The organism is Peribacillus sedimenti (assembly GCF_046237635.1).
Lineage (GTDB): Bacteria > Bacillota > Bacilli > Bacillales > DSM-1321 > Peribacillus > Peribacillus sedimenti.
Window position 1 is genome coordinate 2,355,001 of the sequence record NZ_CP143547.1, and the last position, 22,193, is coordinate 2,377,193.

Annotated in this window: 20 protein-coding genes, 14 tRNA genes and 1 pseudogene (1 of these 35 running past the window's edge); 29 read left to right on the forward strand and 6 right to left on the reverse strand. The window is 39.8% G+C overall.

Features of this window, described 5'->3' with window-relative positions:
• The 15 genes from V1500_RS11655 to V1500_RS11725 form a co-directional block, all read left to right on the forward strand.
• A tRNA-Tyr gene (locus tag V1500_RS11655) sits at positions 1-36 on the forward strand (it extends 49 nt beyond the left edge of the window).
• A gap of 8 nt (positions 37-44) precedes the next feature.
• A tRNA-Trp gene (locus V1500_RS11660) sits at positions 45-118 on the forward strand.
• A 15-nt stretch (positions 119-133) separates the two neighbouring features.
• A tRNA-His gene (locus tag V1500_RS11665) sits at positions 134-209 on the forward strand.
• Positions 210-219: 10 nt separating this feature from the next.
• Positions 220-293 (forward strand) — tRNA-Gly (locus V1500_RS11670).
• Positions 294-307: 14 nt separating this feature from the next.
• A tRNA-Gln gene (locus tag V1500_RS11675) sits at positions 308-382 on the forward strand.
• A 4-nt stretch (positions 383-386) separates the two neighbouring features.
• Positions 387-461: transfer RNA gene (locus V1500_RS11680), tRNA-Gly, on the forward strand.
• Positions 462-467: 6 nt separating this feature from the next.
• Positions 468-542 (forward strand) — tRNA-Cys (locus V1500_RS11685).
• Between the two features lie 10 nt (positions 543-552).
• Positions 553-634 (forward strand) — tRNA-Leu (locus V1500_RS11690).
• Between the two features lie 14 nt (positions 635-648).
• Positions 649-722 (forward strand) — tRNA-Gly (locus V1500_RS11695).
• A 108-nt stretch (positions 723-830) separates the two neighbouring features.
• Positions 831-905 (forward strand) — tRNA-Asn (locus tag V1500_RS11700).
• 4 nt (positions 906-909) lie between these two features.
• Positions 910-1,001: transfer RNA gene (locus tag V1500_RS11705), tRNA-Ser, on the forward strand.
• A gap of 8 nt (positions 1,002-1,009) precedes the next feature.
• Positions 1,010-1,084 (forward strand) — tRNA-Glu (locus V1500_RS11710).
• Between the two features lie 13 nt (positions 1,085-1,097).
• A tRNA-Val gene (locus V1500_RS11715) sits at positions 1,098-1,173 on the forward strand.
• Between the two features lie 433 nt (positions 1,174-1,606).
• Positions 1,607-1,680 (forward strand) — tRNA-Met (locus tag V1500_RS11720).
• 559 nt (positions 1,681-2,239) lie between these two features.
• Positions 2,240-3,658 carry an amino acid permease gene (locus V1500_RS11725; RefSeq protein WP_409305686.1) on the forward strand — a complete coding sequence of 473 codons (1,419 nt, stop codon included), beginning with the start codon at positions 2,240-2,242 and terminating at the stop codon, positions 3,656-3,658.
• A gap of 71 nt (positions 3,659-3,729) precedes the next feature.
• On the opposite strand, the gene V1500_RS11730 is transcribed toward V1500_RS11725, so the two are convergent.
• A complete protein-coding gene (locus V1500_RS11730) occupies positions 3,730-4,740 on the reverse strand; it encodes a helix-turn-helix domain-containing protein (RefSeq protein WP_409305687.1) in 1,011 nt (336 codons plus the stop codon).
• 307 nt (positions 4,741-5,047) lie between these two features.
• On the opposite strand from V1500_RS11730, the gene V1500_RS11735 reads away from it, so the two are divergent.
• Together V1500_RS11735 and V1500_RS11740 are read left to right on the forward strand one after the other, a co-directional pair.
• Positions 5,048-6,013, forward strand: a complete 966-nt coding sequence (locus tag V1500_RS11735; RefSeq protein WP_409305688.1) for a S8 family peptidase — start codon at positions 5,048-5,050, stop codon at positions 6,011-6,013.
• Complete coding sequence (locus V1500_RS11740) at positions 6,010-6,801, forward strand: endonuclease I family protein (RefSeq protein ID WP_409305689.1); 792 nt, start codon at positions 6,010-6,012, stop codon at positions 6,799-6,801. Before V1500_RS11735 ends, V1500_RS11740 begins: the two co-directional genes overlap by 4 nt.
• A gap of 66 nt (positions 6,802-6,867) precedes the next feature.
• Here the strand turns inward: V1500_RS11740 and V1500_RS11745 are convergent, their stop codons facing one another.
• Complete coding sequence (locus tag V1500_RS11745; RefSeq protein WP_409305690.1) at positions 6,868-7,329, reverse strand: YndM family protein; 462 nt, start codon at positions 7,327-7,329, stop codon at positions 6,868-6,870.
• A 220-nt stretch (positions 7,330-7,549) separates the two neighbouring features.
• On the reverse strand, positions 7,550-7,915 hold the full coding sequence (locus V1500_RS11750; RefSeq protein WP_409305691.1) for a hypothetical protein: 366 nt from the start codon (positions 7,913-7,915) through the stop codon (positions 7,550-7,552).
• A 294-nt stretch (positions 7,916-8,209) separates the two neighbouring features.
• On the opposite strand from V1500_RS11750, the gene V1500_RS11755 reads away from it, so the two are divergent.
• Positions 8,210-8,764: a CBO0543 family protein gene (locus tag V1500_RS11755; RefSeq protein ID WP_409305692.1), complete on the forward strand. Its 555-nt coding sequence runs from the start codon at positions 8,210-8,212 to the stop codon at positions 8,762-8,764.
• A 404-nt stretch (positions 8,765-9,168) separates the two neighbouring features.
• Here the strand turns inward: V1500_RS11755 and V1500_RS11760 are convergent, their stop codons facing one another.
• Positions 9,169-9,324 carry a hypothetical protein gene (locus V1500_RS11760; protein ID WP_409305693.1) on the reverse strand — a complete coding sequence of 52 codons (156 nt, stop codon included), beginning with the start codon at positions 9,322-9,324 and terminating at the stop codon, positions 9,169-9,171.
• Positions 9,325-9,923: 599 nt separating this feature from the next.
• Between V1500_RS11760 and V1500_RS11765 the strand changes: the two genes are divergently transcribed.
• Entirely contained in the window at positions 9,924-10,163 is a 240-nt protein-coding gene (locus tag V1500_RS11765; protein WP_409305694.1) for a hypothetical protein, read from the forward strand.
• A 74-nt stretch (positions 10,164-10,237) separates the two neighbouring features.
• On the opposite strand, the pseudogene V1500_RS11770 reads toward V1500_RS11765, so the two are convergent.
• Positions 10,238-10,867, reverse strand: a pseudogene (locus V1500_RS11770) (DUF3900 domain-containing protein); the annotation flags it as partial.
• 191 nt (positions 10,868-11,058) lie between these two features.
• On the opposite strand from V1500_RS11770, the gene V1500_RS11775 reads away from it, so the two are divergent.
• Together V1500_RS11775 and V1500_RS11780 are read left to right on the forward strand one after the other, a co-directional pair.
• Complete coding sequence (locus V1500_RS11775; protein ID WP_409305695.1) at positions 11,059-11,556, forward strand: metallophosphoesterase family protein; 498 nt, start codon at positions 11,059-11,061, stop codon at positions 11,554-11,556.
• 147 nt (positions 11,557-11,703) lie between these two features.
• Positions 11,704-13,050 carry an amino acid permease gene (locus tag V1500_RS11780; protein ID WP_409305696.1) on the forward strand — a complete coding sequence of 449 codons (1,347 nt, stop codon included), beginning with the start codon at positions 11,704-11,706 and terminating at the stop codon, positions 13,048-13,050.
• Between the two features lie 52 nt (positions 13,051-13,102).
• On the opposite strand, the gene V1500_RS11785 is transcribed toward V1500_RS11780, so the two are convergent.
• Positions 13,103-13,726 carry a LysE family translocator gene (locus V1500_RS11785; RefSeq protein ID WP_409305697.1) on the reverse strand — a complete coding sequence of 208 codons (624 nt, stop codon included), beginning with the start codon at positions 13,724-13,726 and terminating at the stop codon, positions 13,103-13,105.
• Between the two features lie 391 nt (positions 13,727-14,117).
• Here V1500_RS11785 and V1500_RS11790 point away from each other — a divergent pair, with 391 nt between their 5' ends.
• The 8 genes from V1500_RS11790 (at position 14,118) to V1500_RS11825 (ending at position 22,120) form a co-directional block, all read left to right on the forward strand.
• Positions 14,118-14,462 carry a hypothetical protein gene (locus V1500_RS11790; protein ID WP_409305698.1) on the forward strand — a complete coding sequence of 115 codons (345 nt, stop codon included), beginning with the start codon at positions 14,118-14,120 and terminating at the stop codon, positions 14,460-14,462.
• Between the two features lie 321 nt (positions 14,463-14,783).
• Positions 14,784-14,984: a cold-shock protein CspD gene (gene cspD / locus V1500_RS11795; protein WP_409305699.1), complete on the forward strand. Its 201-nt coding sequence runs from the start codon at positions 14,784-14,786 to the stop codon at positions 14,982-14,984.
• 1,258 nt (positions 14,985-16,242) lie between these two features.
• A complete protein-coding gene (gene proB, locus V1500_RS11800) occupies positions 16,243-17,364 on the forward strand; it encodes a glutamate 5-kinase (protein ID WP_409305700.1) in 1,122 nt (373 codons plus the stop codon).
• Positions 17,364-18,605: a glutamate-5-semialdehyde dehydrogenase gene (locus V1500_RS11805; protein WP_409305701.1), complete on the forward strand. Its 1,242-nt coding sequence runs from the start codon at positions 17,364-17,366 to the stop codon at positions 18,603-18,605. Before proB ends, V1500_RS11805 begins: the two co-directional genes overlap by 1 nt.
• A 201-nt stretch (positions 18,606-18,806) precedes the next feature.
• Positions 18,807-19,766, forward strand: coding sequence for an aldolase catalytic domain-containing protein (locus V1500_RS11810; RefSeq protein WP_409305702.1), 960 nt, complete (start codon positions 18,807-18,809; stop codon positions 19,764-19,766).
• A gap of 456 nt (positions 19,767-20,222) precedes the next feature.
• Positions 20,223-21,188 carry a rhodanese-related sulfurtransferase gene (locus V1500_RS11815; protein ID WP_409305703.1) on the forward strand — a complete coding sequence of 322 codons (966 nt, stop codon included), beginning with the start codon at positions 20,223-20,225 and terminating at the stop codon, positions 21,186-21,188.
• A 311-nt stretch (positions 21,189-21,499) separates the two neighbouring features.
• Positions 21,500-21,775, forward strand: coding sequence for a DUF2188 domain-containing protein (locus tag V1500_RS11820; RefSeq protein WP_409305704.1), 276 nt, complete (start codon positions 21,500-21,502; stop codon positions 21,773-21,775).
• A gap of 201 nt (positions 21,776-21,976) precedes the next feature.
• Positions 21,977-22,120: a hypothetical protein gene (locus V1500_RS11825; RefSeq protein WP_409305705.1), complete on the forward strand. Its 144-nt coding sequence runs from the start codon at positions 21,977-21,979 to the stop codon at positions 22,118-22,120.
• Positions 22,121-22,193: the final 73 nt, after the last annotated feature.

A 22,193-nucleotide genomic window follows, 5' to 3' on the forward strand; every position in this document is an offset into this window, starting at 1 on the left:
CAGGGTTCGGCGGTTCGAATCCGTCCCCCTCCACCATTTATCATAGGGGCATAGTTTAAAGGTAGAACTGAGGTCTCCAAAACCTCCAGTGTGGGTTCGATTCCTGCTGCCCCTGCCATTTTAATTATCAATGGCGGCTGTGGCGAAGTGGTTAACGCATCGGATTGTGGTTCCGACATTCGTGGGTTCGATTCCCATCAGCCGCCCCATTATAGAAACGCGGGTGTAGTTTAATGGTAAAACCTCAGCCTTCCAAGCTGATGTCGTGAGTTCGATTCTCATCACCCGCTCCATTCAATTTTATCTTTGGGCTATAGCCAAGCGGTAAGGCAACGGACTTTGACTCCGTCATGCGTTGGTTCGAATCCAGCTAGCCCAGCCATAATGCGGAAGTAGTTCAGTGGTAGAATACAACCTTGCCAAGGTTGGGGTCGCGGGTTCGAATCCCGTCTTCCGCTCCATTATACGGCGGCATAGCCAAGTGGTAAGGCCAAGGTCTGCAAAACCTTTATCCACCGGTTCGAATCCGGTTGCCGCCTCCATAACTTTTTTGCCGGTGTGGCGGAATTGGCAGACGCGCACGACTCAAAATCGTGTTCCTCACGGAGTGTCGGTTCGACCCCGACCACCGGTATGATTGATTTTTATGCGGGTGTAGTTTAATGGTAAAACCTCAGCCTTCCAAGCTGATGTCGTGAGTTCGATTCTCATCACCCGCTCCATTATAATGAAGTCTTCGAGTTGTCCTTATCGCGCTTCTTGTTCGATTCACTTACTGAGATGAGGACATTTGGCAACACGAAACCAAATTAAGGCAACATTATTACTTTTCCGCAGTAGCTCAGTGGTAGAGCATTCGGCTGTTAACCGAATGGTCGTAGGTTCGAGTCCTACCTGCGGAGCCATAATGGAGAGCTGTCCGAGTGGCCGAAGGAGCACGATTGGAAATCGTGTAGACGGGTAACCCTGTCTCAAGGGTTCAAATCCCTTGCTCTCCGCCATTTGTATTGGCCCCTTGGTCAAGCGGTTAAGACACCGCCCTTTCACGGCGGTAACACGGGTTCGAATCCCGTAGGGGTCACCAATTCCATATGTGTGGAGGATTAGCTCAGCTGGGAGAGCACCTGCCTTACAAGCAGGGGGTCGGCGGTTCGATCCCGTCATCCTCCACCATTTATATTACCGCGGGGTGGAGCAACGAGCTTGACTTCACTGAATATCTTCGAGTTGTACGGATTGAGCCGCTGCTAGGTTTGGCTTTCTGAAATCCGGACAGTCTACAGTACACTTAGTGCATAAATTAAAATTGTATCATTTATATTACCGCGGGGTGGAGCAACGAGCTTTACTTCACTGAATATCTGCGAGTTGTACGGATTGAGCCGCTGCTAGGTTTGGACTTCTGAAATCCGGACAGTCTACAGTACACTTAGTGCATAAATTAAAATTGCATCATTTATATTACCGCGGGGTGGAGCAACGAGCTTTACTTCACTGAATATCTTCGAGTTGTACGGATTGAGCCGCTGCTAGGTTTGGCCTTCTGAAATCCGGACAGTCTACAGTACACTTAGTGCATAAATTAAAATTGCATCATTTATATTATCGCGGGGTGGAGCAGTCCGGTAGCTCGTCGGGCTCATAACCCGAAGGTCGCAGGTTCAAATCCTGTCCCCGCAATCAAAAACCTTAGGACTGTTTCCTAAGGTTTTTTCGTGTTATCAGGGACCTTCGGCTGAACGTTTTCCTATTTTAGGAACAGCATATGGGTTCATAAGGGGTTGTGTATCACGCAGCAAAGTACAGCCAAATATGATGAATTGTTGTAAGATGCAGAATAATTTATCCGGGGCAAAAAAAGTAATTATTATCCTGCAATTTATACATCATGCGACCTTATTATTAAAGGAAATCATTAAATAAAACTCCCGAGGAAATATTTGGTATAATCAGCGTCGAATTAATTTTTGACGATTTTTTTATAAATGCCAAAGATAATGGTATAAGTTAGCTGAAATTATATTAATATATTTTATTGACATTTTTTAAGATGCTCACTATTATATTATTATGCATTAAATTGAATAATTATTTTATGCAATGATGACTTAAATTGCTTAATATTTTAGGTAATTTAATAATTATTGCATATATTATGCTTGTTTGATTCGTATCTAGAAGAAATTATAGATATTATTTTGTGAAAATAAATGAGTGACAGCGAGAAGGGAGCAACTGGATGAATTCGAAGTATAAGTTAGGATTTTGGATATTAACAGCATTGGTTACCGGTAACATGGTAGGTTCTGGAATTTTTATGCTGCCAAGTTCTTTAGCCAAGCTAGCAAGCCCTGGAGGTGTGCTTGCTGCCTGGGGCATCACTGGTTTTGGTGTGCTGATGCTTGCACTTGTATTTGGCAATCTGGCAATCAGGAAACCGGAATTGACAGGGGGACCGCAAATATATGCAAAAGAGCTTTTTAGACCAGGATCCATAGCATCATTATTATCTGGCTTTATGTCCTCCTGGGGGTATTGGATCGGGAATTTTGCCGGCAATGTTGCTATTATTACTACATTTGCTGGCTATCTTTCAGCATTTTTCCCAATTTTAACAAATCAGGCTGAGCTCTTTAGCATTGGGTCATTCACTCTAAAAATAGGAAATGCAATGACCTTCATTGTAAGCTCAATTTTATTATGGGGGATACACTTCATCATCTTAAAGGGATTGGAGGGAGCTGGAAAGCTCAACTTCCTAGCTACAGCTACGAAGGTTCTTGGCTTCATGATATTTATTATAGTTGGTATTTTTGCTTTCCAAAAAGCAAATATCCTGCCCTTTGTAGCACCAAAGACGACGGATGAGGGTGAAATCATTGGCATGTATGGGCAAATCAGCAGTGCAGCTGTTACGACACTTTGGGCCTTTATAGGAATAGAATCAGCGATGGTATTTGCATCCAGGGCCAAGAAACCTGCGGATGTAAAAAGGGCTACAATTCTTGGACTCATCATTTCACTGGCAATCTATATTGGAATTAGTACGTTAGTAATGGGGATGCTTAGCCCTGAACAATTGATGAATTCCGGAAAGCCCCTAAGCGAGGCAATTGAATCTGTCGCTGGCCCTATCGGCGGAAAGCTTCTGGCTGTCCTGGCCTGTGTAAGCATGATAGGTTCAACGATTGGATGGGTGCTGTTAAGTGCGGAAGTACCTCATCAGGCTGCCAAACAAGGATTATTCCTGCCGGCGTTCCTGCAGGAGAATAAAAAAGGTATTCCTGTTTTTTCGCTTGTTTTATCGAATGGCCTTGCACAGCTATTCTTATTTTCAACAATTTCGAGCTCTATTTCAGAGGCATTTAATTTTGTAATCTTTATTGCTACTTTAGCTTATTTAATACCATATTTTATCTCTGCTGTATTTCAGGTAAAGCTAGTATTCACAGGAGAAACTTATAACACCATGTCAAGCAGGGTAATAGATGGAGTTATTGGAGCATTAGCTACCCTTTATTCACTGTGGGTGATCATCGCAGGAACAGCAGATCTAAAAACCTTTATGTTCGGGGTAGTCTTGTTAGCAAGTGGTATTGTATTCTATAAACAATTATTAAAAAATCCATTGGCCGCACAATCGATTAAGCAAAAATAAACCAGCCAATTTTCTTTTACTAGATATTATGCAATTTGAACCAGGTGGAAATAGAATTTCCACCTGGTTTTTTAGTGAATTTCCTGAGGATTATCAATATCGTCATTCTGTTCATTTTCTTGTTTCTGGTTTTGCGTATGATCCTGCGCCCAAAGCCTCCACCATTTCTTTTTATTACCTTTCGCAGCAGCTGCTTCTCTAAAGCTTGAGACCATGTTCTGGAAGGCATCTTCTCTTTCTCTAATGGCTTGGGTTAGTTCTTTTAAATTGTCGTTCATAGAGCTTACGAAATGCTCCTGTTCCGCATGCAAGGATTTGGATACAGCCCGAATGTCTTTCTGCGCTTCATTAACTGTTTGGGATACTTTATTTACCAGGGTTTTGTAATCTTTTATAGATGTCCTGGATGTTTCATTTATCCGTTTATTCAGCTTTTCGTAAGTATCCTCGGAGGCTTTCGAAATGTCCTCAGAAAGAATTTCGAAGGACTCGGAAGTATATTCCGAAACCTTTGCAATCGTTTGGGCCAATTCTGTAAACTCTTGTTTGTTTTTCTCATTTGACCGCTGGATTGATTTTGAAAGGCCCTGAACGGTATACAAGGATTTCTGATTTAGTTCATTGCTTATCTCCTGCACCATTTCTCTTCTTGAATCTGTCATCATGCTTTGGATTTCGGCAATCATATTATTCTTATATGTCTCCATAGCGTGATAGAAGTCTTCAATTAATTGAGTTTGCTCAATTACTTGTGAATCCATAACTGGCTGGATTTCCTGGCTCGTAACTGTGGGTACATAGCTTTCGACTGTTTCGGAAGAAGGTTCCGAAGGCTCGTTTATATGCTTGTCAAGCAGGGTTCTGATCATGTCCTTACTTAGATTTTTTGCTCGCATTTCTTTAACCTTCTCAAGAATCGCAACCTCCTTATCCGTATAGAATCTTGCTCCCTGCTGAGAACGCGGAATAACCAGAAGCCCCTTTAAATCTTTCTCCCATTGCCTAAGTGTCCCTGTCGGAATGTTAATTCGCTTTGATACATCCTTTATCGAATAAGTTTTCATATATTGAGCAGAAGACATTTTCTCATCCCCTTGTTATTAGATTTTTAAGATTCTCTTTATTAGTAGTGATATTCTTCAGATCTCTTCTCTTATTCCTGCTGCTTGACAAAAGCTATCAAAACAAGTTTGCATTCTTCAAAACCATTTAACATTCAACAAGTTTTACAGTTCTTACATTAATCAATGTACTCTGAAATACTAGATTATTTAGCATCCATAGCTGCAAAATACTACAAAGGTAACTGTTTATATATATTCTGAATTGTTAAAATATTTGTAACATCAAGGCGGAGCCATACTTCATAATTATTAGGAGGGGACAGGGATGGAACGAAAAGTGCGTTTAATTCCGTATCGAATCATTGAAGAGGCTGAAGAGGTTTCCGAGATCCCAAGAGGGGTGGAACTGATACAATCCCCGAAGATCTGGGACCATACAAAAGGAGAAGGAATAACTATTGCAATTTTGGATACTGGTTGTGATGCCGACCATCCTGATTTGAAATCGCAAATCATTGGGGGGAGAAATTTTACGGGAGATGACCAAGGGAACCCTGACATTTATGAGGATTATAATGGACATGGCACTCACGTGGCAGGAACAATGGCAGCCGAAGAAAATAATTCAGGCGTAGTAGGCGTTGCACCAGCAGCATCATTATTAATTGTAAAGGTACTTGATAAAAATGGCTCGGGCATGTATGAGTGGATTATTAATGGAATCAATTTTGCAGTAGAGCAAAAAGCAGATATCATATCCATGAGCCTGGGAGGTCCTGAGGATGTACCCGAACTGCATGAAGCTATCCAAAATGCAGTGAGAAATAATATACTCGTTGTCTGTGCTGCAGGAAATGAAGGGGATGGCAGTGAAACAACAGATGAAATGGGATATCCGGGCTGCTATAATGAAGTGATAAGTGTCGGTGCTATCGATCTAGAGAGGCGTTCATCCGAGTTCACTAATTCTAATAGAGAAGTAGACCTTGTAGCTCCTGGAGAGGAAATAATATCAACGTATAAAAACGGGAAATATGCAAAATTAAGCGGGACGTCCATGTCGACTCCACACGTGTCGGGTGCATTGGCTTTAATAAAAAATATTTCTAATAAAAGCTTTGAAAGAGAACTTACAGGGACAGAGTTATATGCACAGTTAATTAAGAGAACAGTTCCGCTTGGGTACTCACCAAAGCTGGAAGGAAACGGACTGCTGTATTTGACGGCTGTTGAGCACTTATCAGGGATATTCAGCCAAAAATTCATGGCAAAAGTCTTGAATATGCAATGAACAGCAGGACAAAGCTCTTGGAGGAGCGCAATGAGGCAGAGCGGGAGCTGTTGGCAGGTTTACAAGATCGTCCTTATTATGATGCCAAACAGGATAGTCAGCGTAAAGAAGATTATTATGGTGGCATTTCCTTTGAAGGTGACAATCTATTCAATCATTTGAATGTTTTGTTGAACGATACACATGAAAAAAAATTGGAGTATGCACCGCACCGTTATATATATCCCTGGGTCGATCTCCATGAAAATGGAAAGCTAAGAAGTCTTTATTCCGGGATAAAAATGGAGCCTTTGGAAGCCATAGACCAAGATTATCAAATGTTAATCAGCGATAATTTCATTACTTTTTCAATCGGCAAACCTCTAAATTGTGAACATGTGGTTCCCCAGTCGTGGTTCCGCCATGAAGAACCCATGAAGGGCGATTTGCACCACTTGTTTTCGTGCGAACCAAGCTGCAATAGCAGGCGGGGGAACAGTCCATATTATGATTTTACCGACTATGTTCCAGAGGTGTCGGGGATAAAGGACGGATGCGGTAAAGCGGTCGAAGGTAAGTTTGAGCCTGAATATGGAAAAGGAATTGTTGCCAGAGCCACATTATATTTTCTCATTAAATATAAAAATGCAATAGATATGGGGAATATTGATATGCCGATTTTGTTGCAATGGCATAAAGCATTTCCAGTATCGATTTACGAGAAGCACAGGAATGCTGCTATTCAGGATCTTCAGGGAAATCGCAACCCCTTGATAGATTTTCCCGACATATCGATCTTACTTTTTTAGGGCTTGGATGGAGTAAACATAAAACAGTGGACTGTAATTGCCCACTGTTTTATTAATTTTCGAATATTATTTCTTAGTTTTATCATTCTGGGAAGTTATTTGCTCCTGATCTTCCCCAAATTCCGTTCCATAAGCAAGATTTCTCCTAAAGTTTGCCTGTTGCGATGTATGTGTCCTCTCCTGAGACATACCACTTGTTAAGTATATATGAACAAAGAGTTCTGCGACCGTAATAATAGCAGCAGAAATAATGCTCCCCCAGGCAATTTGCAAGTAACTGTTAAGCAGGATATTGCCAAAGAGCCAGACCAGTACATAAGTTAATATAAAATCTGCAGTTGTAGCAGCAATAATACCGAAATGCTTCAAGATAAATCTGTCTCCAATAATGTAAGAAAATACTGTAGTAATAAAGCTAAATGAAATGATATGTGCCATATTTGCATCAAAAAACAAATCTAAGCCAATGGCAAACGCTGCTAGGCATGTAATAAATTTTATCAATAATACAGTAATAAGTTTTAGCATGGTATCCTCCTTTGGTTTCAGTTTTAATCAAAATAGGAATAAACATACATATGAGATAAAATAATCATAGGGTTATTAATGGATAAGTTGAGATGAGCAGGGCCCCAAATGAAATAACGAGCAAGAATCATTCCAAAACTTTATGAAATGGGTACTTTTTTAATCATGAAAAAAGACAGGACATTTTTCCTGTCTATTATTTAGCAATGAAGGAAATGGGTTATTCAGTATCAGGAATTATATCGTTATTTCTCTTTTCATCGTTCATTTTGTTATCTAATAGATCGTCATTGTCCTTGCCTTTATTATCTTTATTTTTATTGTTATCTGATGGATCTGCGTCACCGGGCATTCTGCCATCATCATCATTTCTGTCATGATCCCTTAATGTGCCGTTGTTGTTTTTTGGGTCTTGGTCTTCTAGTTCCACATTTGTATCGCCGTTATTACCGTTGTCATTATCAAGAACACCGTTATTGTTATCCTCTGGAGCTGGATTGTTGTTATCATCATTATTGCAGCCAGTAAGCATGAGCAAAACAGCCAGGATTGAAACGGATAAAATGGAAGATAGTCGTTTCTTCACGGGATATTCCCCTTTCTTAGCATTATTTTATAGCCGTAACAGGCCATTTCTTATTGTTTCCACAACGACTGTAATTATGACAAATTATTCAGGGTACATGGTACATGCATTGTGTAAAGAAAGGAGGGGCAGCGAGAATAGGCTTTACAAAGAATCGAAATACATTCATAACTACAGCTGAAATTAACTGATTGTAACGATTATGGACTGTAGATTTGTTAATCAATATGTCATCTTGCTATAGTTAGGTAGTAAGAGGTTGTATCAAAAAATAACAAAGCAGGAGATTGAAGAGTGATTGAACCAAATTGGACTATTTTAATTAGCTTATTCGCACTTTGCGGGCTGGGCTGTATTTTTGTGGCAAGAAAGAATTTTAAACGATATGGGTTGGTTTTCTCCATAAGCTTAGTCATTTCGGCCGCTTTATGTTTGTTTTTTTACTTGTTAGGCTTCTATCAGTTTGCTTTGCCCTTATCGTATGTAATACCTGCAGCAGCTGTTAGTTTCAGCTTTTTGGTATTGTTTACGATAAGATTTACTCCAATAAGACAGGCATTTTCATTTTATTTCATGATCGTTATTTTCATATTTTCTCTCGAAGTGCTCATAATTAAACTTTCCGAATTAATACGATATAGAAGCGGCTGGGATTTCTGGGATTCGTATACCTTTTATTGGGCTTATACCCTTGGCCTTGGCTATATAGGCGGATTATTCATCCCTGCTAAATATCGAAATCCTGTGGATTCAGATTCAAAAGTCTATAAATTGTCTTATTACTTGTCCCTGTTTTTTGCAATTTTATTGTTTATCTACATTTATTCAGACTATAAGGGTTACATTTAAACGAATAACTTAGGCTTCTTACATACAGGATTTAATCAATATCCTTTGTTATTCACTATGACATTTCTTGTATTCCCAGTGGCAAATCTGCATAATTCAACATATTTTTAACAAATTCTTTTATCTTTTGACAATATTGCGGTTTATTTTTATACCATGCGGGAAGAGTATAATACAACACTATAAAGTGTTACCCCCCTGCTAGCCCAGTGACTCTTCACTGGGGATTTTTTTTGCTTGAAAAGTCGAATTATTTATGGATTTTGAATGGGTTTGTCGATAATTAAAACCTTGTAATGATACTGCTATTGCTTGGAGTATATCAATCAGCGGGTGACGAATCTTCTAGCGTCTGGAACAGGAACCCTACCGGCACAGCACCAGTAGGGAGTGGGAGATAGCTACTATTGTGTCAATCGCTCGTCCTTGGTTGCCATAGGCTGAATCTCATTGGTAGTTCCTTTTAAGTTTTTGTTATTTGAATTTTGTTTTTCAAGTTGATCAAGCTGCTTATCAACATAATTCGAATGTATCATACTACTCTCATTGTCTTTGGTCATATTCTCCCCTCCTTTCGTTATATCAACATAGTTATTATGATTGAAAGGAGTTGCGATTATGTATATGGAGGATAGCTGTATTGTAAAACGCTAATCCCTACACACGTGTTTAAATGGCAAATACTCAAGAATCGTGGAAAGAGAGGGTGTTAAAAAAATGCTAAGATAAATAAAGCAACAAAGATGTTCCATTTCATAGCGCTCAGATTTTTTAACTACCATTCATTTAAAATCCTCCTGAGGGCTCTTTTCTTCTAATATCTCTTAACATGTATTCGAGCTTCATCCTTTGATTCGTTTATTCTATTTCAAATTAAGTGATTAAGTGAAACAATGTAATGCATCCAATTTAAAATAAAAAGAATATTAAAAGTAGCAGGGTTGGGCGCATTGCTGGCATTGCATTTGGGTGAAGCAACTATTTATGAATTTAACAATTGTCTCTTTACATACATGCTGCTAGCAATCGTATTTTTTGTTTTCTATAATTTTGTAAGGGCTGAATTTATAATATTACCTTTTTCCTATTCTTATGAGATATACATCTTGTCACAAATGGAAAATCTAATACCAAATAAAATGTGAGAGGATGTTACGTAATGGATATAAACGAAAGCATCAATTATAGTGGGTTAACAAATGTTTTCATGAGTATTGAAGGAGTAGATCAAGAAATAGGAGTAATAGAAGAACATCCGACATCAACAGGATATTTTAGAGCTTTTGCATATGATGGTTCATTATTACAATCATCTGAAAACAATTACGCCTTTTTCAATTTCGCACACGCAAAAGAAGCAGTGATTGCTGCATATAATTCTACTCAGGAATTTAAATAAATAGAGCATTCTTTAAAAAAGAACACTCTGTGAGAAAAAGACAAATTTACAAAAGGAACTACTGAAATTTATAGTCAGCAGTTTATATTAAAGTATAATAGCTCAAAATCGAAAGCAGTGTTTGGGCGGTTTTTGTTCGAATCTTTTATTCTGTATTTTCTCCATAACGTGATCCATGTCATCGGTGAGACACCTTCTTCAAAGGTGATCGTCTCGGCTTCCATAATCGGCTCATAACGGTCATTGACCTTTGCTAAATGCAGGTTTTCTCCAAAGTCAGCGAACAATCCCTTAATCACTGTTTCTCCCATTTTCAGGTATAATTCAGCTTCGGGTGTATGTTCGACAATCTGCGCGGCTGCTTCCACAACTTGATGCGTATCAACCCATTCCCTCAGTTCACGTTTTTCACTTGCCTTCCATATTCCAAGGTCTTCTTAAAATGTTCTAATTCTTCGAGGTTAACTTCAAATATCTCATATACTCGTTCCTGTACCATGTTCATGACCTGTGCCTTCATGATTTCAGGCATGGATTCGTTATACTCGATAAATTTTAGAAAGTCTTCAAAATAGCGGGCATGGGATGACTGGTGAATTTTTAACTCACTGTGTTTCCACCATGCCTTCTTCCGGCATATACCGGTATTGAATCGACTTCATGTTTTTAGCAATGAACGCCATTTCCACGATACGGATAAGAGAATCACCTTTTCCTTCGACCGTAACGACAAAAAAAGATAAGAATATAATATCGAAGTCCATAATTTCACCTTGGTTTCTGTTAATCAGCTTTTTTAAGTATAAAAGAGGTTCAAGCCATTCGTTAATGAGAGTTGTCTGGTTTTACATATGTCATTCTGGTTAAATTGTTATATAAAGGGGGCGGAAATAGGATGAAAATTATTGTGGTTTCCGATACACATATGCCAAAACGCGCGAAAAGCCTCCCTAAGAAATTAACTGAGGCTTTAAAGACAGCCGATTTAATTATACATGCTGGAGATTGGCAAACGATCGATGTATATAATGAACTCTCTAGCTTTGCTCCGGTGGAAGGAGTGTATGGCAACGTAGACGGGGAAGACGTCAAGTCTCGTTTTGAGCAGAAGAAAGTCCTGGACATAAACGGCTATAGGATAGGGATTGTACATGGGCATGGGCAAAAAGGCAGTACGGAAAAGAGGGCCCTTTCCGCTTTTTCGGAAGAAATGGTGGATGTAATCGTTTACGGGCACTCGCATATCCCCATCAAGAAAATGGTGGGCGATCTGCTGTTATTTAATCCCGGGTCAGCAACCGATAAGCGCAGGCAAAAAAAGTTTTCATTCGGTATGATTACCATCAATGGTGAATTACACGCTGAACACATTTACTATGAAGATAAACAATGACTGCATTAGTTTATATTTGAGCAAGTATCTTGCTCTTTTTTATGCTCTGGGCGCCTCTGACTGTTTGATGTACTATAACCAATTACATAAAACAAAACTTTAATCCTCAAACTATAGGCATCAGTGTTTATAGAGGAGGAAGAACTTATGTCATCAGAGAAGGCCCAGGCATGCGGTTCGGATGAGGGTAACTTAAAATGGTGGCAGCTCTCGCTACTCGGCGTAGGCTGCATAATTGGTACCGGTTTTTTTCTGGGATCAGGAATAGGGATCAAGAAGGGCGGTCCATCTATTTTATTTGCCTTTCTAATTGCAGCATTTGCAACATATGTAGTTTTTGATGCCCTTGCAAGGCTGACTGCGGATAATCCGCAGAAAGGTTCGTTCTGTAAATATGCACAAATCGCATATGGCCGCTGGGCAGGGTTTAGCAACGGATGGGTGTATTGGACTTCAGAAATACTGATTACGGGAAGTCAGCTCACAGCACTTGGCATTTTTACACGGTTTTGGTTTCCAAATGTCCCTTTATGGCTACTCGCAGCGATATTTGCGATTTTAGGTTTAGTGGTTATTTTTATGGGGACAAAGCTATTTGAAAAAGTGGAGGACGTTATGGCAGTGATCAAGGTCCTCGGCATATTCATGTTCATTGTCGTTGCGGCCCTTGCTTTATATGGCATTTTTGGACACCATGGAAATAATCCAACTGTCCCAAAGGATTATCGATCATTTTTTCCGCACGGTCTGACTGGTTTATGGTCAGGGCTTATCTATGCCTTTTATACATTTGGCGGAATAGAAATCATGGGTTTGATGGCTAATAACCTGAAAAAGCCAAAGGAAGGCTCGAAAGCGGGAAAAATCATGCTGCTTCTTCTCGTAATTATTTATGTTGTTTCAGTAGGCTTGGCTGTGATTTTAGTGGATTGGTCTGAATTTAACACAAAAGAAAGTCCCTTTGTTATCGCGTTGCATGATTATAATCTTGCTTTTGTACCACATGTGTTCAATGGGATTTTAATAATTGCCGGCTTCTCCACAATGGTTGCTTCACTCTTTGCCGTAACAGATATGCTCGTTACACTTTCAGAAAATGGGGATGCACCCAAGATGTTTTCAAAAAAACTGAAAAAGGTGAAGGTTTCTTTGCCAGCACTTGCTGTTACGGCAGGAGGACTGGTAGTTTCGATTATTATGTCTCTTATACTTCCTGAAAATATTTACGAACATTTAACAACTGCGGCGGGGCTAATGCTTTTGTATACCTGGATTTTCATTCTCTTTTCATTTAATAAAATTATGGAGCTGAAGACAGGGGACAAAATAAAAAGAATCGCTGGCTTAATCTTTATCCTTCTGGCAATCACAGGAACCCTAATGGCCAAGGACAGCCGGCCTGGTTTTTTTATCAGCATCGGTTTTTTAGTAATAATAGCACTTGCTACGATCATTATGAGAAAAACCGTGTGGCACAAAACCAAGACCACCTAGTATGATTTTTCGATTTACCGCATTAAAGGGGAGTCTGGCCCCATTTTGTTTTTTAAATGAATAATTTGACCGCTTGATATCCGAAGTAGAAGCCAAAGCCAACAAGGGATAATCCGGACAACACCGATATCGCTTTCAGAACACGGGTTGTCAGCAACTTTCGGGCCGTGCTTGCCACGAATGCCATTGCGATATCCCAGCATAAAATTCCAAAGAAAATCGCGAAACTGTAGATCATTAACTGTTGTGGATTATATTTTTCTGCAGCATTAGCTAAAACTGAGCCGAAGATTCCGAGCCAGAAGAGAATGGTAAGCGGGTTAGATATGCTCATAAAGAATCCCGCAAAGAATGATTTGAATAGGGACTCCTTGCTGGACCTTCTTCTTGTATCTAAATTGACAGCACTTACCATGCTTTCAATCCCGGAGTATGTAAGTACAAAAAATCCGAATAGCCATAGGAACGCTTTCATGAAGGGTGTCTCCAAAAAGTGAACCACACCGAAATAAACTAACAACATATAAACCGCATCCGCCAAAGCTGCTCCCCAACCAAGGATCCAAGCGTGCCAGAACCCATTTTTTATGCCCCGGTCAAGCTGTGCAGCATTGATTGGACCTATAGGAGCAGCCAAAGATAATCCAAGAAACATATAACTGATAAAAATACTCATAACATCTTCCCCCAATAGAATGTCCTGCCTGGCTCGTACCATTTTATTCACGTGAGGGCATTTCTACTACAAATTCCCTAAATTCATTGCCAAAAGTGACCAGGGGTTGAAACAGCTGAAAGAAGATGTTATATTAATAGAGCGATGAGCTAAATTGTGTAAGCCGGGAAACACGCAGATTGCAGCGTTTGGATGTGGCCAAACGGTTTTTCGCCTCAATACGCATCAAAGACGCCGGCAATTGCCAGGCGTCTTTTCTATTTCCGTTAAATAAGTCGTTTTACTTCACAACGGCAGACGGTCCTAGTATGATAATACCTTCTAATCACACATACAAAAGAATCCTCTTCAAGTAGAATACTAGAAATACAGTCAGCAAAAGGAGAGAGAAATGAAACTTGTACTTAAAGCAGTCATGCTTGCATTATTAATTGTCCTGTTCTTATTCTTGCTAAGTTATTGGCGTAAGGAATCAGGTGCTGTCAGCAGCAAGGTCAAGATTGAAGAGAAATATTATTCCCCTGAATCGAACGGCAGGGTTACAGGCATCAGTACGAACGATGTTGTATCGGTTGAGCCAAAGTCCTCCGATCATAGTGCTGTTTGCGCCATGAAGTTCAGCAATAATAAGATTCTTACACTCGATTGTGAACGTTATCTGGATTATAGACTAGGGGAAGAGGTTAAAATAAGGTTTCGAGACGGGGAAGTAACGGAAATCCAGAGTGTCGAATAGGCAATATTACTTACATAACACTTTGATTTACATGACGCGTTTCTTCTTACAGTTGATTTTAACAGCAAATAAAATGCCATAAAAACGCGGAAAACATGCTAAACACAACTATTTTAAGTAAGAACGGTATTCTTGTTTATTTGTTTTTCAAACATCCTGCTTATTACACTTGCTATCCGCTAAAATTACTGATAACCTAAAGAAGAATTATTTTTGTTCAATTTTATGAGATTGTTATCTGTACAAGCATGGTACATCTTCAAGGATTTTGAGCAAGGATAGTAATACAATGTGCTTTATATGCACTAGGAGGCAACAAATATGGAACAAGGTAAAGTTAAATGGTTTAACGCAGAAAAGGGATTTGGATTCATCGAGCGCGAAGGCGGAGATGACGTATTCGTACATTTCTCAGCTATCCAAGGAGAAGGTTTCAAATCTCTTGATGAAGGTCAAGAAGTTTCTTTTGAAGTAGAACAAGGTCAACGCGGACCACAAGCTTCTAACGTTGTAAAACTTTAATCTAGACCACATACATAAAAAGCAGGCTCCCAGTTGAGCCTGCTTTTTAACTGGATCCGGAAGGCCGGCAAATATTAAATGCTTGATGATAAGGTACATGATAAAAAATGGATTACGTAATCCTGGGGTTAATTCCATTTGATTTAGGGCAAACTTCTTAAAAACATTAAGGGGTTAAAATATGAGATGCTCTATTTGCAAGAGGCATAAAGAAATTGTACATTCTTCCGAAATGTATTATTGCCATGACTGCTGGTCTGTGCTTTGCACTCCGCTTCCTATATTAACAAGCCTGGGACAGCACTACATACATTCAGCCGACGATGTTGATGAATATGGGATCAGTTGAAAGCGGATTCAAAAATAAATGTTTACGCAAGCCTACCATTGCGGTGGGCTAACTTTTTTTATCGAAAAATAGGAAAGGCGTACTTCATCAACAAAAGTGAATTGAATAATTGCGGAACAGTAAGTTATCAAGGTTCTTGGTAAATTTATTTATATTTTTAGAGGATAAACAAATATGTTATCGCAATGTTTGCAGTGCTTGGTAATGATGGCGGAAGCGAAACTGATGTAATGCCTTTTCTCAAGTACTTGGCGTATTCATCGTTGCCATTTTATGTTGGTCCATCTTGACTTTCAAAGTCAGCACTTTCAGAACTAAAATAATTATGTATCTGCCAGCAATATATAAAATTTCGGGAATGCTGATTATCCTTCTTGCTCTCATGTCTTATTTTAATAGTAGACAATTAGGGCCTGCTGGATAGGAAGATATTCCATTATTGCCGTTTAACAATGCAAATTCCTTTAGCCATTTATCAGTTAAAATGTCTAATGCCTTTAGCAAGAAACATTTCACGTTTTTTTCTTTCGGCCTGGAACCTTATCCAACTTAAGAATGAATGAATCGTCCGCTCAGTTTAACTTAGTTTTCCAAAGCTTACTATCTTGACAAGTCAGCTGTTTCAAAGGATAATATCAAACAAATTATTAAATTGAAAACGGTAAGGGATTATTAAATCTAGGGAACGTGATAGAGAATGGAACCCGCAGGCTGGAAGGTTCCTCACGGAAAGCAGATTGAACCTGCCCTATTATGCTGCTTATGAAAACATAAGCCGTTTTTCCCTCGTTACGGGTATAAAGTGGATGCTTTCTCGCATCAATAAAGGTGGTACCGCGGAACGACTCTTCCGTCCTTTTCAAGGGCAGAAGAGTCGTTTTTTATTTTATACAGAAAGGTACGAATTCTATGAAAAAACAGCGGATTGTCGTCAAAATTGGCAGCAGTTCTTTAACGAACGATTCAGGGATATTATCACAGCAGAAAATGCGCGATCATGTAGAGGCACTTGCCTTTTTAAAACAACAAGGCCATGAGGTAATACTTATCTCTTCTGGAGCTGTAGCGGCCGGATTTGGTTCGCTTGGCTATCCTGGCCGTCCAATAACAGTAGCCGGCAAACAAGCATCAGCGGCGGTTGGCCAGGGTCTTCTTATGCAAGGCTATATATCACTTTTTAAAGAATTCAATATTATCCCTGCACAAATGCTTTTGACACGTGAGGATTTTTATAGTCACGAACGTTTTCGCAATCTTTATTCTGCGATGACAGAGCTGCTTGACAGGGGCGTATTGCCCATCATTAATGAGAACGATTCAGTATCCATTGAAGAGCTGACATTCGGAGATAATGACATGCTTTCAGCTCTTGTGAGCGGATTTTTACATGCCAATGCACTTATTGTTCTCACAGATATTAATGGACTATATGATGGCAACCCAAAAGTATCAAAAGAAGCAAAAAAATATCATTTTATACCCGATGTGACAGATGAACTTTTAGGTGTCGCTGCTGACAGCGGTTCTGCGGTAGGGACAGGCGGAATGAAGTCAAAACTGTTAGCGGCAAAAAAGGCACTTTCACTTGGTGTTTCAGTTTTCGTCGGCAAAGGCGAGGGCAAGACGAAACTGGCCGATATTTTAGAGGGAAAAGGCGACGGGACATATATTGGCGGTCCATTCCAAACACAGATGCAGATGAAGAAGCAGTGGATTGCCCATCATTCACAGGTTTCAGGTATCATCGAGATTGATGCAGGTGCTGAAAAAGCTGTTATTCAACAAGGAAAAAGCCTCCTCCCTGTCGGCATTAAACAAATAATTGGTGTATTCAACGCGTTGGATGTCGTAGAAGTGCGCAACCAGAAAGGCCATACAATCGGAAAAGGGCAAATTTATTATTCTTCTGAAAACTTACTAAAAGCAAAAGGCTTACCTAGTGACCAGGCAAAATGTTATTCAATCAATCAACGTGCTGAAGTCATTCATAGAAATAACTGGGTTACCATGTTTAAGGAGAGGGTTGTGTAATGAGTGAACTATTGGAAAAAGCAAAGAAACTAAGAGTGGCAGCCAAAACTTTGGGAATGCTTACTGCGGAGGAAAAAAATGAAGCCCTGGCTAAAATCGCGGATAATCTCCTAAACGAAAAAGAGTGGATTCTGCAAGAAAACGCCAAGGATATTCAGCGCGGGAAGGAAAGCGGCTTCTCGCCTGCCCTTCTGGATCGATTGCTATTAAATGAAGAAAGACTGGCACAGATTGCAGATGGAATTCATCAGCTAATTAAGCTTGAAGATCCTATTGGAGATACAATCGAAACCTGGGAAAGACCAAATGGATTGCAGATCCATATTATGCGCGTTCCTCTAGGCGTAATAGGAATGGTATATGAAGCGCGCCCGAATGTAACGGTGGATGCCGGAAGCCTTTGTTTAAAAGCAGGAAATGCAGTACTTTTAAGAGGAAGTTCCTCTGCCATCCATTCGAATAAAGCACTTGTTCAAGTGATGCGTAAAGCACTTGAAGGTTCCGCTATTCCGGCAGATGCTGTTCAACTTCTAGAGGATACAAGCCGTGAAACAGCTTCAGAAATGTTTAAGCTGAATAAATATCTCGATGTACTCATTCCACGCGGCGGAGCGGGCCTTATACAAACGGTCATTCAGAACGCGACTGTTCCAGTACTGGAAACTGGGGTTGGCAATTGCCATATTTATGTTGATGTGTCAGCGAAAAAGGAAATGGCCATCGATATCGTTATAAACGCAAAAACACAGCGGCCTTCTGTTTGTAACGCTGCTGAGACGGTACTAATTCATGAAAACTGGCCATACGTTTCAGACTTGATTCATGCTCTTCATGATAGAGGAGTTGAGCTGCGCGGCGTCGATGCGTTATCTTCTGCATACTCGTTTATAACACCAGCAACCGAAGAAGACTGGCATATGGAGTACTTAGCTCCAATATTGGCTGTAAAGCTTGTGAGAGGTGTAGCAGAAGCGGTAGAACATATTGATATATATGGAACAAAGCATTCAGAAGCGATAATTAGTGAGACAGGAGAAAATGTCCAACAATTTTTCCAAACTGTTGATGCAGCAGTACTTTATCATAATGCTTCCACTCGTTTTACCGATGGCGAACAATTCGGATATGGTGCTGAGATTGGAATTAGTACCCAAAAGCTTCATGCACGCGGACCGATGGGGCTTAGGGCCATTACAACCACCAAAGCCATCGTGATGGGAACAGGGCAAATTCGTTCATAGATATTTATCTCTTTGTGTTTTGTTTAGGTCTTTAGTTTCTTTTCTCGGTGAACCCTGCCTACAAAAAGTTACATGAAAGCATAGAACACGGTCATGCTATGAAGAATATTGTTGACGCCTTTATATAAATCGTGATATAAAGCATAAATATAGTAAATATTTTGACTAATGAGCAGAGTTGAGAAAGGGAGTATTACAATTATGGAGCATCACAGCAAAATTATAGACTGTACAATTCGAGATGGGGGACTTGTCAACAATTGGGATTTCAGCGTTGAATTTGTTCAGGACTTATATAATGGTCTGAGTGAAGCTGGCGTGGAATACATGGAAGTTGGATACAAGAATTCTGCCAGGCTTCTAAATGTGTCCGAGCCTAACCCGTGGAGATTCCTTGACGATAATTTTCTAAAAGAAATTATTCCTGAAAAAAAATTCACGAAGCTATCTGCATTGGTGGATATTGGCCGGGTGGACCCGAATGATATCCTTCCCCGTGAGGAAAGTGTTCTTGATATGATTCGCGTGGCCTGCTATATCCGTGAAGTGGACAAAGGCTTAGAGCTGGTACAAATGTTCCATGACTTAGGGTATGAGACATCTCTTAATATAATGGCTTTGTCTAGTGTGCCGGAACACCAGCTTATTAAAGCGTTCGAAATGGTGAAACAAAGTCCTGTAGATGTAGTTTATATTGTGGACTCCTTCGGAAGCTTGGATCCTGCAGAAATTGAGCATCAAGTAAAGAAGTTTCGTGCGATGATCCCTGATAAGCAGCTTGGAATCCATACACATAATAACATGCAGCTGGCTTTTGCCAATACATTGGCTGCATATCAAAATGGTGTCACTTTCTTGGATTCGTCCGTGTACGGTATGGGGCGTGCTGCGGGTAATTGTAACACAGAGCTTCTCGTCAGCTATATTCAAAAACCGAGCTATGAGCTTAAGCCGGTTCTTGGAGTGATTGAAAAGCATATGCTTGAAATGCGTCAAAAGTGGGAATGGGGATATATTATTCCTTATATGATTTCCGGTGTACTCAACGAACACCCGCGTGTCGCCATGGCATATCGTGACAGTGCGGATCGGGATAAATTTGTAGAATTCTACGATAAGGTCACGACACCTGAAGCGACTTTAGCCTCGGCGTCGAAGTAGGTTGGAAAAGCTACACATTCTGTCTGTTAGGAATGAACGATATACGGACAGCAATCTCCAGACACCATAGCAATTTTAGAAAAAAGGGCCATAGTTGGTCCTTTTTCTATTTTGTATGATTTTACTCTGTGCGAAAGGTCAGAACTAAATCTGGTGAAAATGAAGACCGATCGTATGTAAGAATGGATTACTGCTGATACTGTATGTGCATTCTTATGTAACAATTATTGTATTTGGAGAGAGTCCTGCTGAACTGCATTAGAAATTTCGTTTTGAGTCAAGATGGTTCTTCTATACATGTGGACAGTAAAATAAATGTGTCTATAGGTTTTTCGAGAAGAAGCGAATTTTTTTCTTTACTTCAGGCCCCTTTTTGTATAAAAATAGTTACATCGTCTATTGCAGATAATAAGAGCAATGGAGATTACATTGAAATATAGTTAAGGCGGGTTAATCATGGAAAACACTCAATATAGAGTTCTACTGTATTATCAGTACGTAACAATAGAAGATCCTGAACGTTTTACAAAGGAACATTCGAGATTCTGCAAAGACTTGGGCTTAAAAGGAAGAATATTAGTATCCAAAGAGGGTATCAATGGCACTGTTTCCGGTACTTTCGAGCAAACTGAAAAATATATGGAGCATATGAAACAAGACCCCCGTTTTGCGGATATGGTATTTAAAATCGATGAAGCAAAAGAGCATGCTTTTAAAAAGATGCATGTCCGACATCGGCCGGAGCTTGTGACGCTTGGCCTCGAAGAAGACGTAAATCCTCTTGAAACAACAGGAAAGTATCTGGAGCCAAAGGAATTCTTTGAAAAGTTGCAGGATCCTGATACAGTTGTCATTGATGCGCGGAATGACTATGAATATGAGATAGGTCACTTCCGTGGAGCGATAAAACCGGACATTAAAGCGTTCCGTGAATTGCCTGAATGGATTCGAAACAATAAGGAAAAACTGGAAGGCAAGAAAATCCTGACTTATTGCACAGGTGGTATACGTTGTGAAAAATTCTCTGGCTGGCTAGTCGAGGAAGGTTTTGAGGATGTTTCACAATTGCATGGCGGCATCGTAACATACGGAAAGGACCCAGAGGTTAAAGGCCAATTATGGGACGGAAAATGTTATGTTTTCGATGACAGAATCAGTGTTCCAATCAATCAGATAGAAGATGTAATTGTAGGAAGAGATTATTTTACAAACGAGCCCTGTGACCGCTACGTAAACTGTGCGAATCCTGAATGTGATAAACGGATCATTTGTTCAGAAGAGAATGAGCATCGCTATTTGCGTAGCTGCAGCCATGAGTGCAGAGTACATCCGGATAATTTGTATGTAAAAGAGTATGGATTATCAAAAGAAGAAGTTCTGGAACGTATAAAGCAAATAGAAGACCATACACAGCTGGCATAATATAGGAAAATGAAAAACGACAGTCCCCCGAACTGTCGTTTTTCATTTTCTTATGTATAACTCTCTTTCTAATGGAGTTTTTACGCCAGGTATACCATCTTTCATTAATACCATTTACCAAGTAAATATAAAACATGCTGATCCATTCTGGTTCAATTCTTCTTTTCGCAGTCTGCCATAATGTCTGCCTGCTTCTTTCGAGATGCCATTCCCTACAGCAAATTCACTTCTCCTTTTCAGTGAAATGTTTTCCTGCGTGCATATCGGGTAGAAATATATTGAATCACTTCATAATAGAGGAGGAATAAAACATGGCAGATAACCATAAAAATAATGGCAGCAATGATGAGCGTGACCAGTATTTTAAAGAACGCGCTGGCACTGATGATGCGCGGTTCCATGTAGTTCCGCATGACGAAGAAGGATGGGCTGTTAAAACTGAAGGAAAGGATGAGCCAGACTTTACGACCGGCTCAAAGTCAAAAGCTGTAGAAGAAGCCAAACGGATGGCTGAAGAGGCTGGAACAATGGCGATCATCCACAATGAAGACGGCAAGATAGAAGATCAAGTAAATTATCAGGAGTAATAAATCACAGATAAAGAGTACTTATGAAACAACCCTTTGCTTGAATCAAAGGGTTGTTTACGTTGCAATGGATCCTTCTTTTACACTCCCGTATAGCGTAAACCTGAAAATACAAAAAGAGAAAAACTACTCAAAAATGAGGTTGAAATTATGAAAAATAGAAATGATAAGAGTAAGTCTTTTGTTAGGAGGTAATAAACTATGGATAAGGAAAAAAACAACCAGACAATTCAGTACAACAATCAAGGAGATGTTATGCAGCCAAAAGGCAAGGAAGCTGAGTTTGATTCTAAACGCGGCATCATGGATGAAAAAAATCCAGATGATTTCGATATCATGGAGTAATTGGCGGGCTTTTGCCCGTCTTATTTGTTATTCAATTATGAGTACAATATGTGATCTTAAGCAGCGGTTAAGC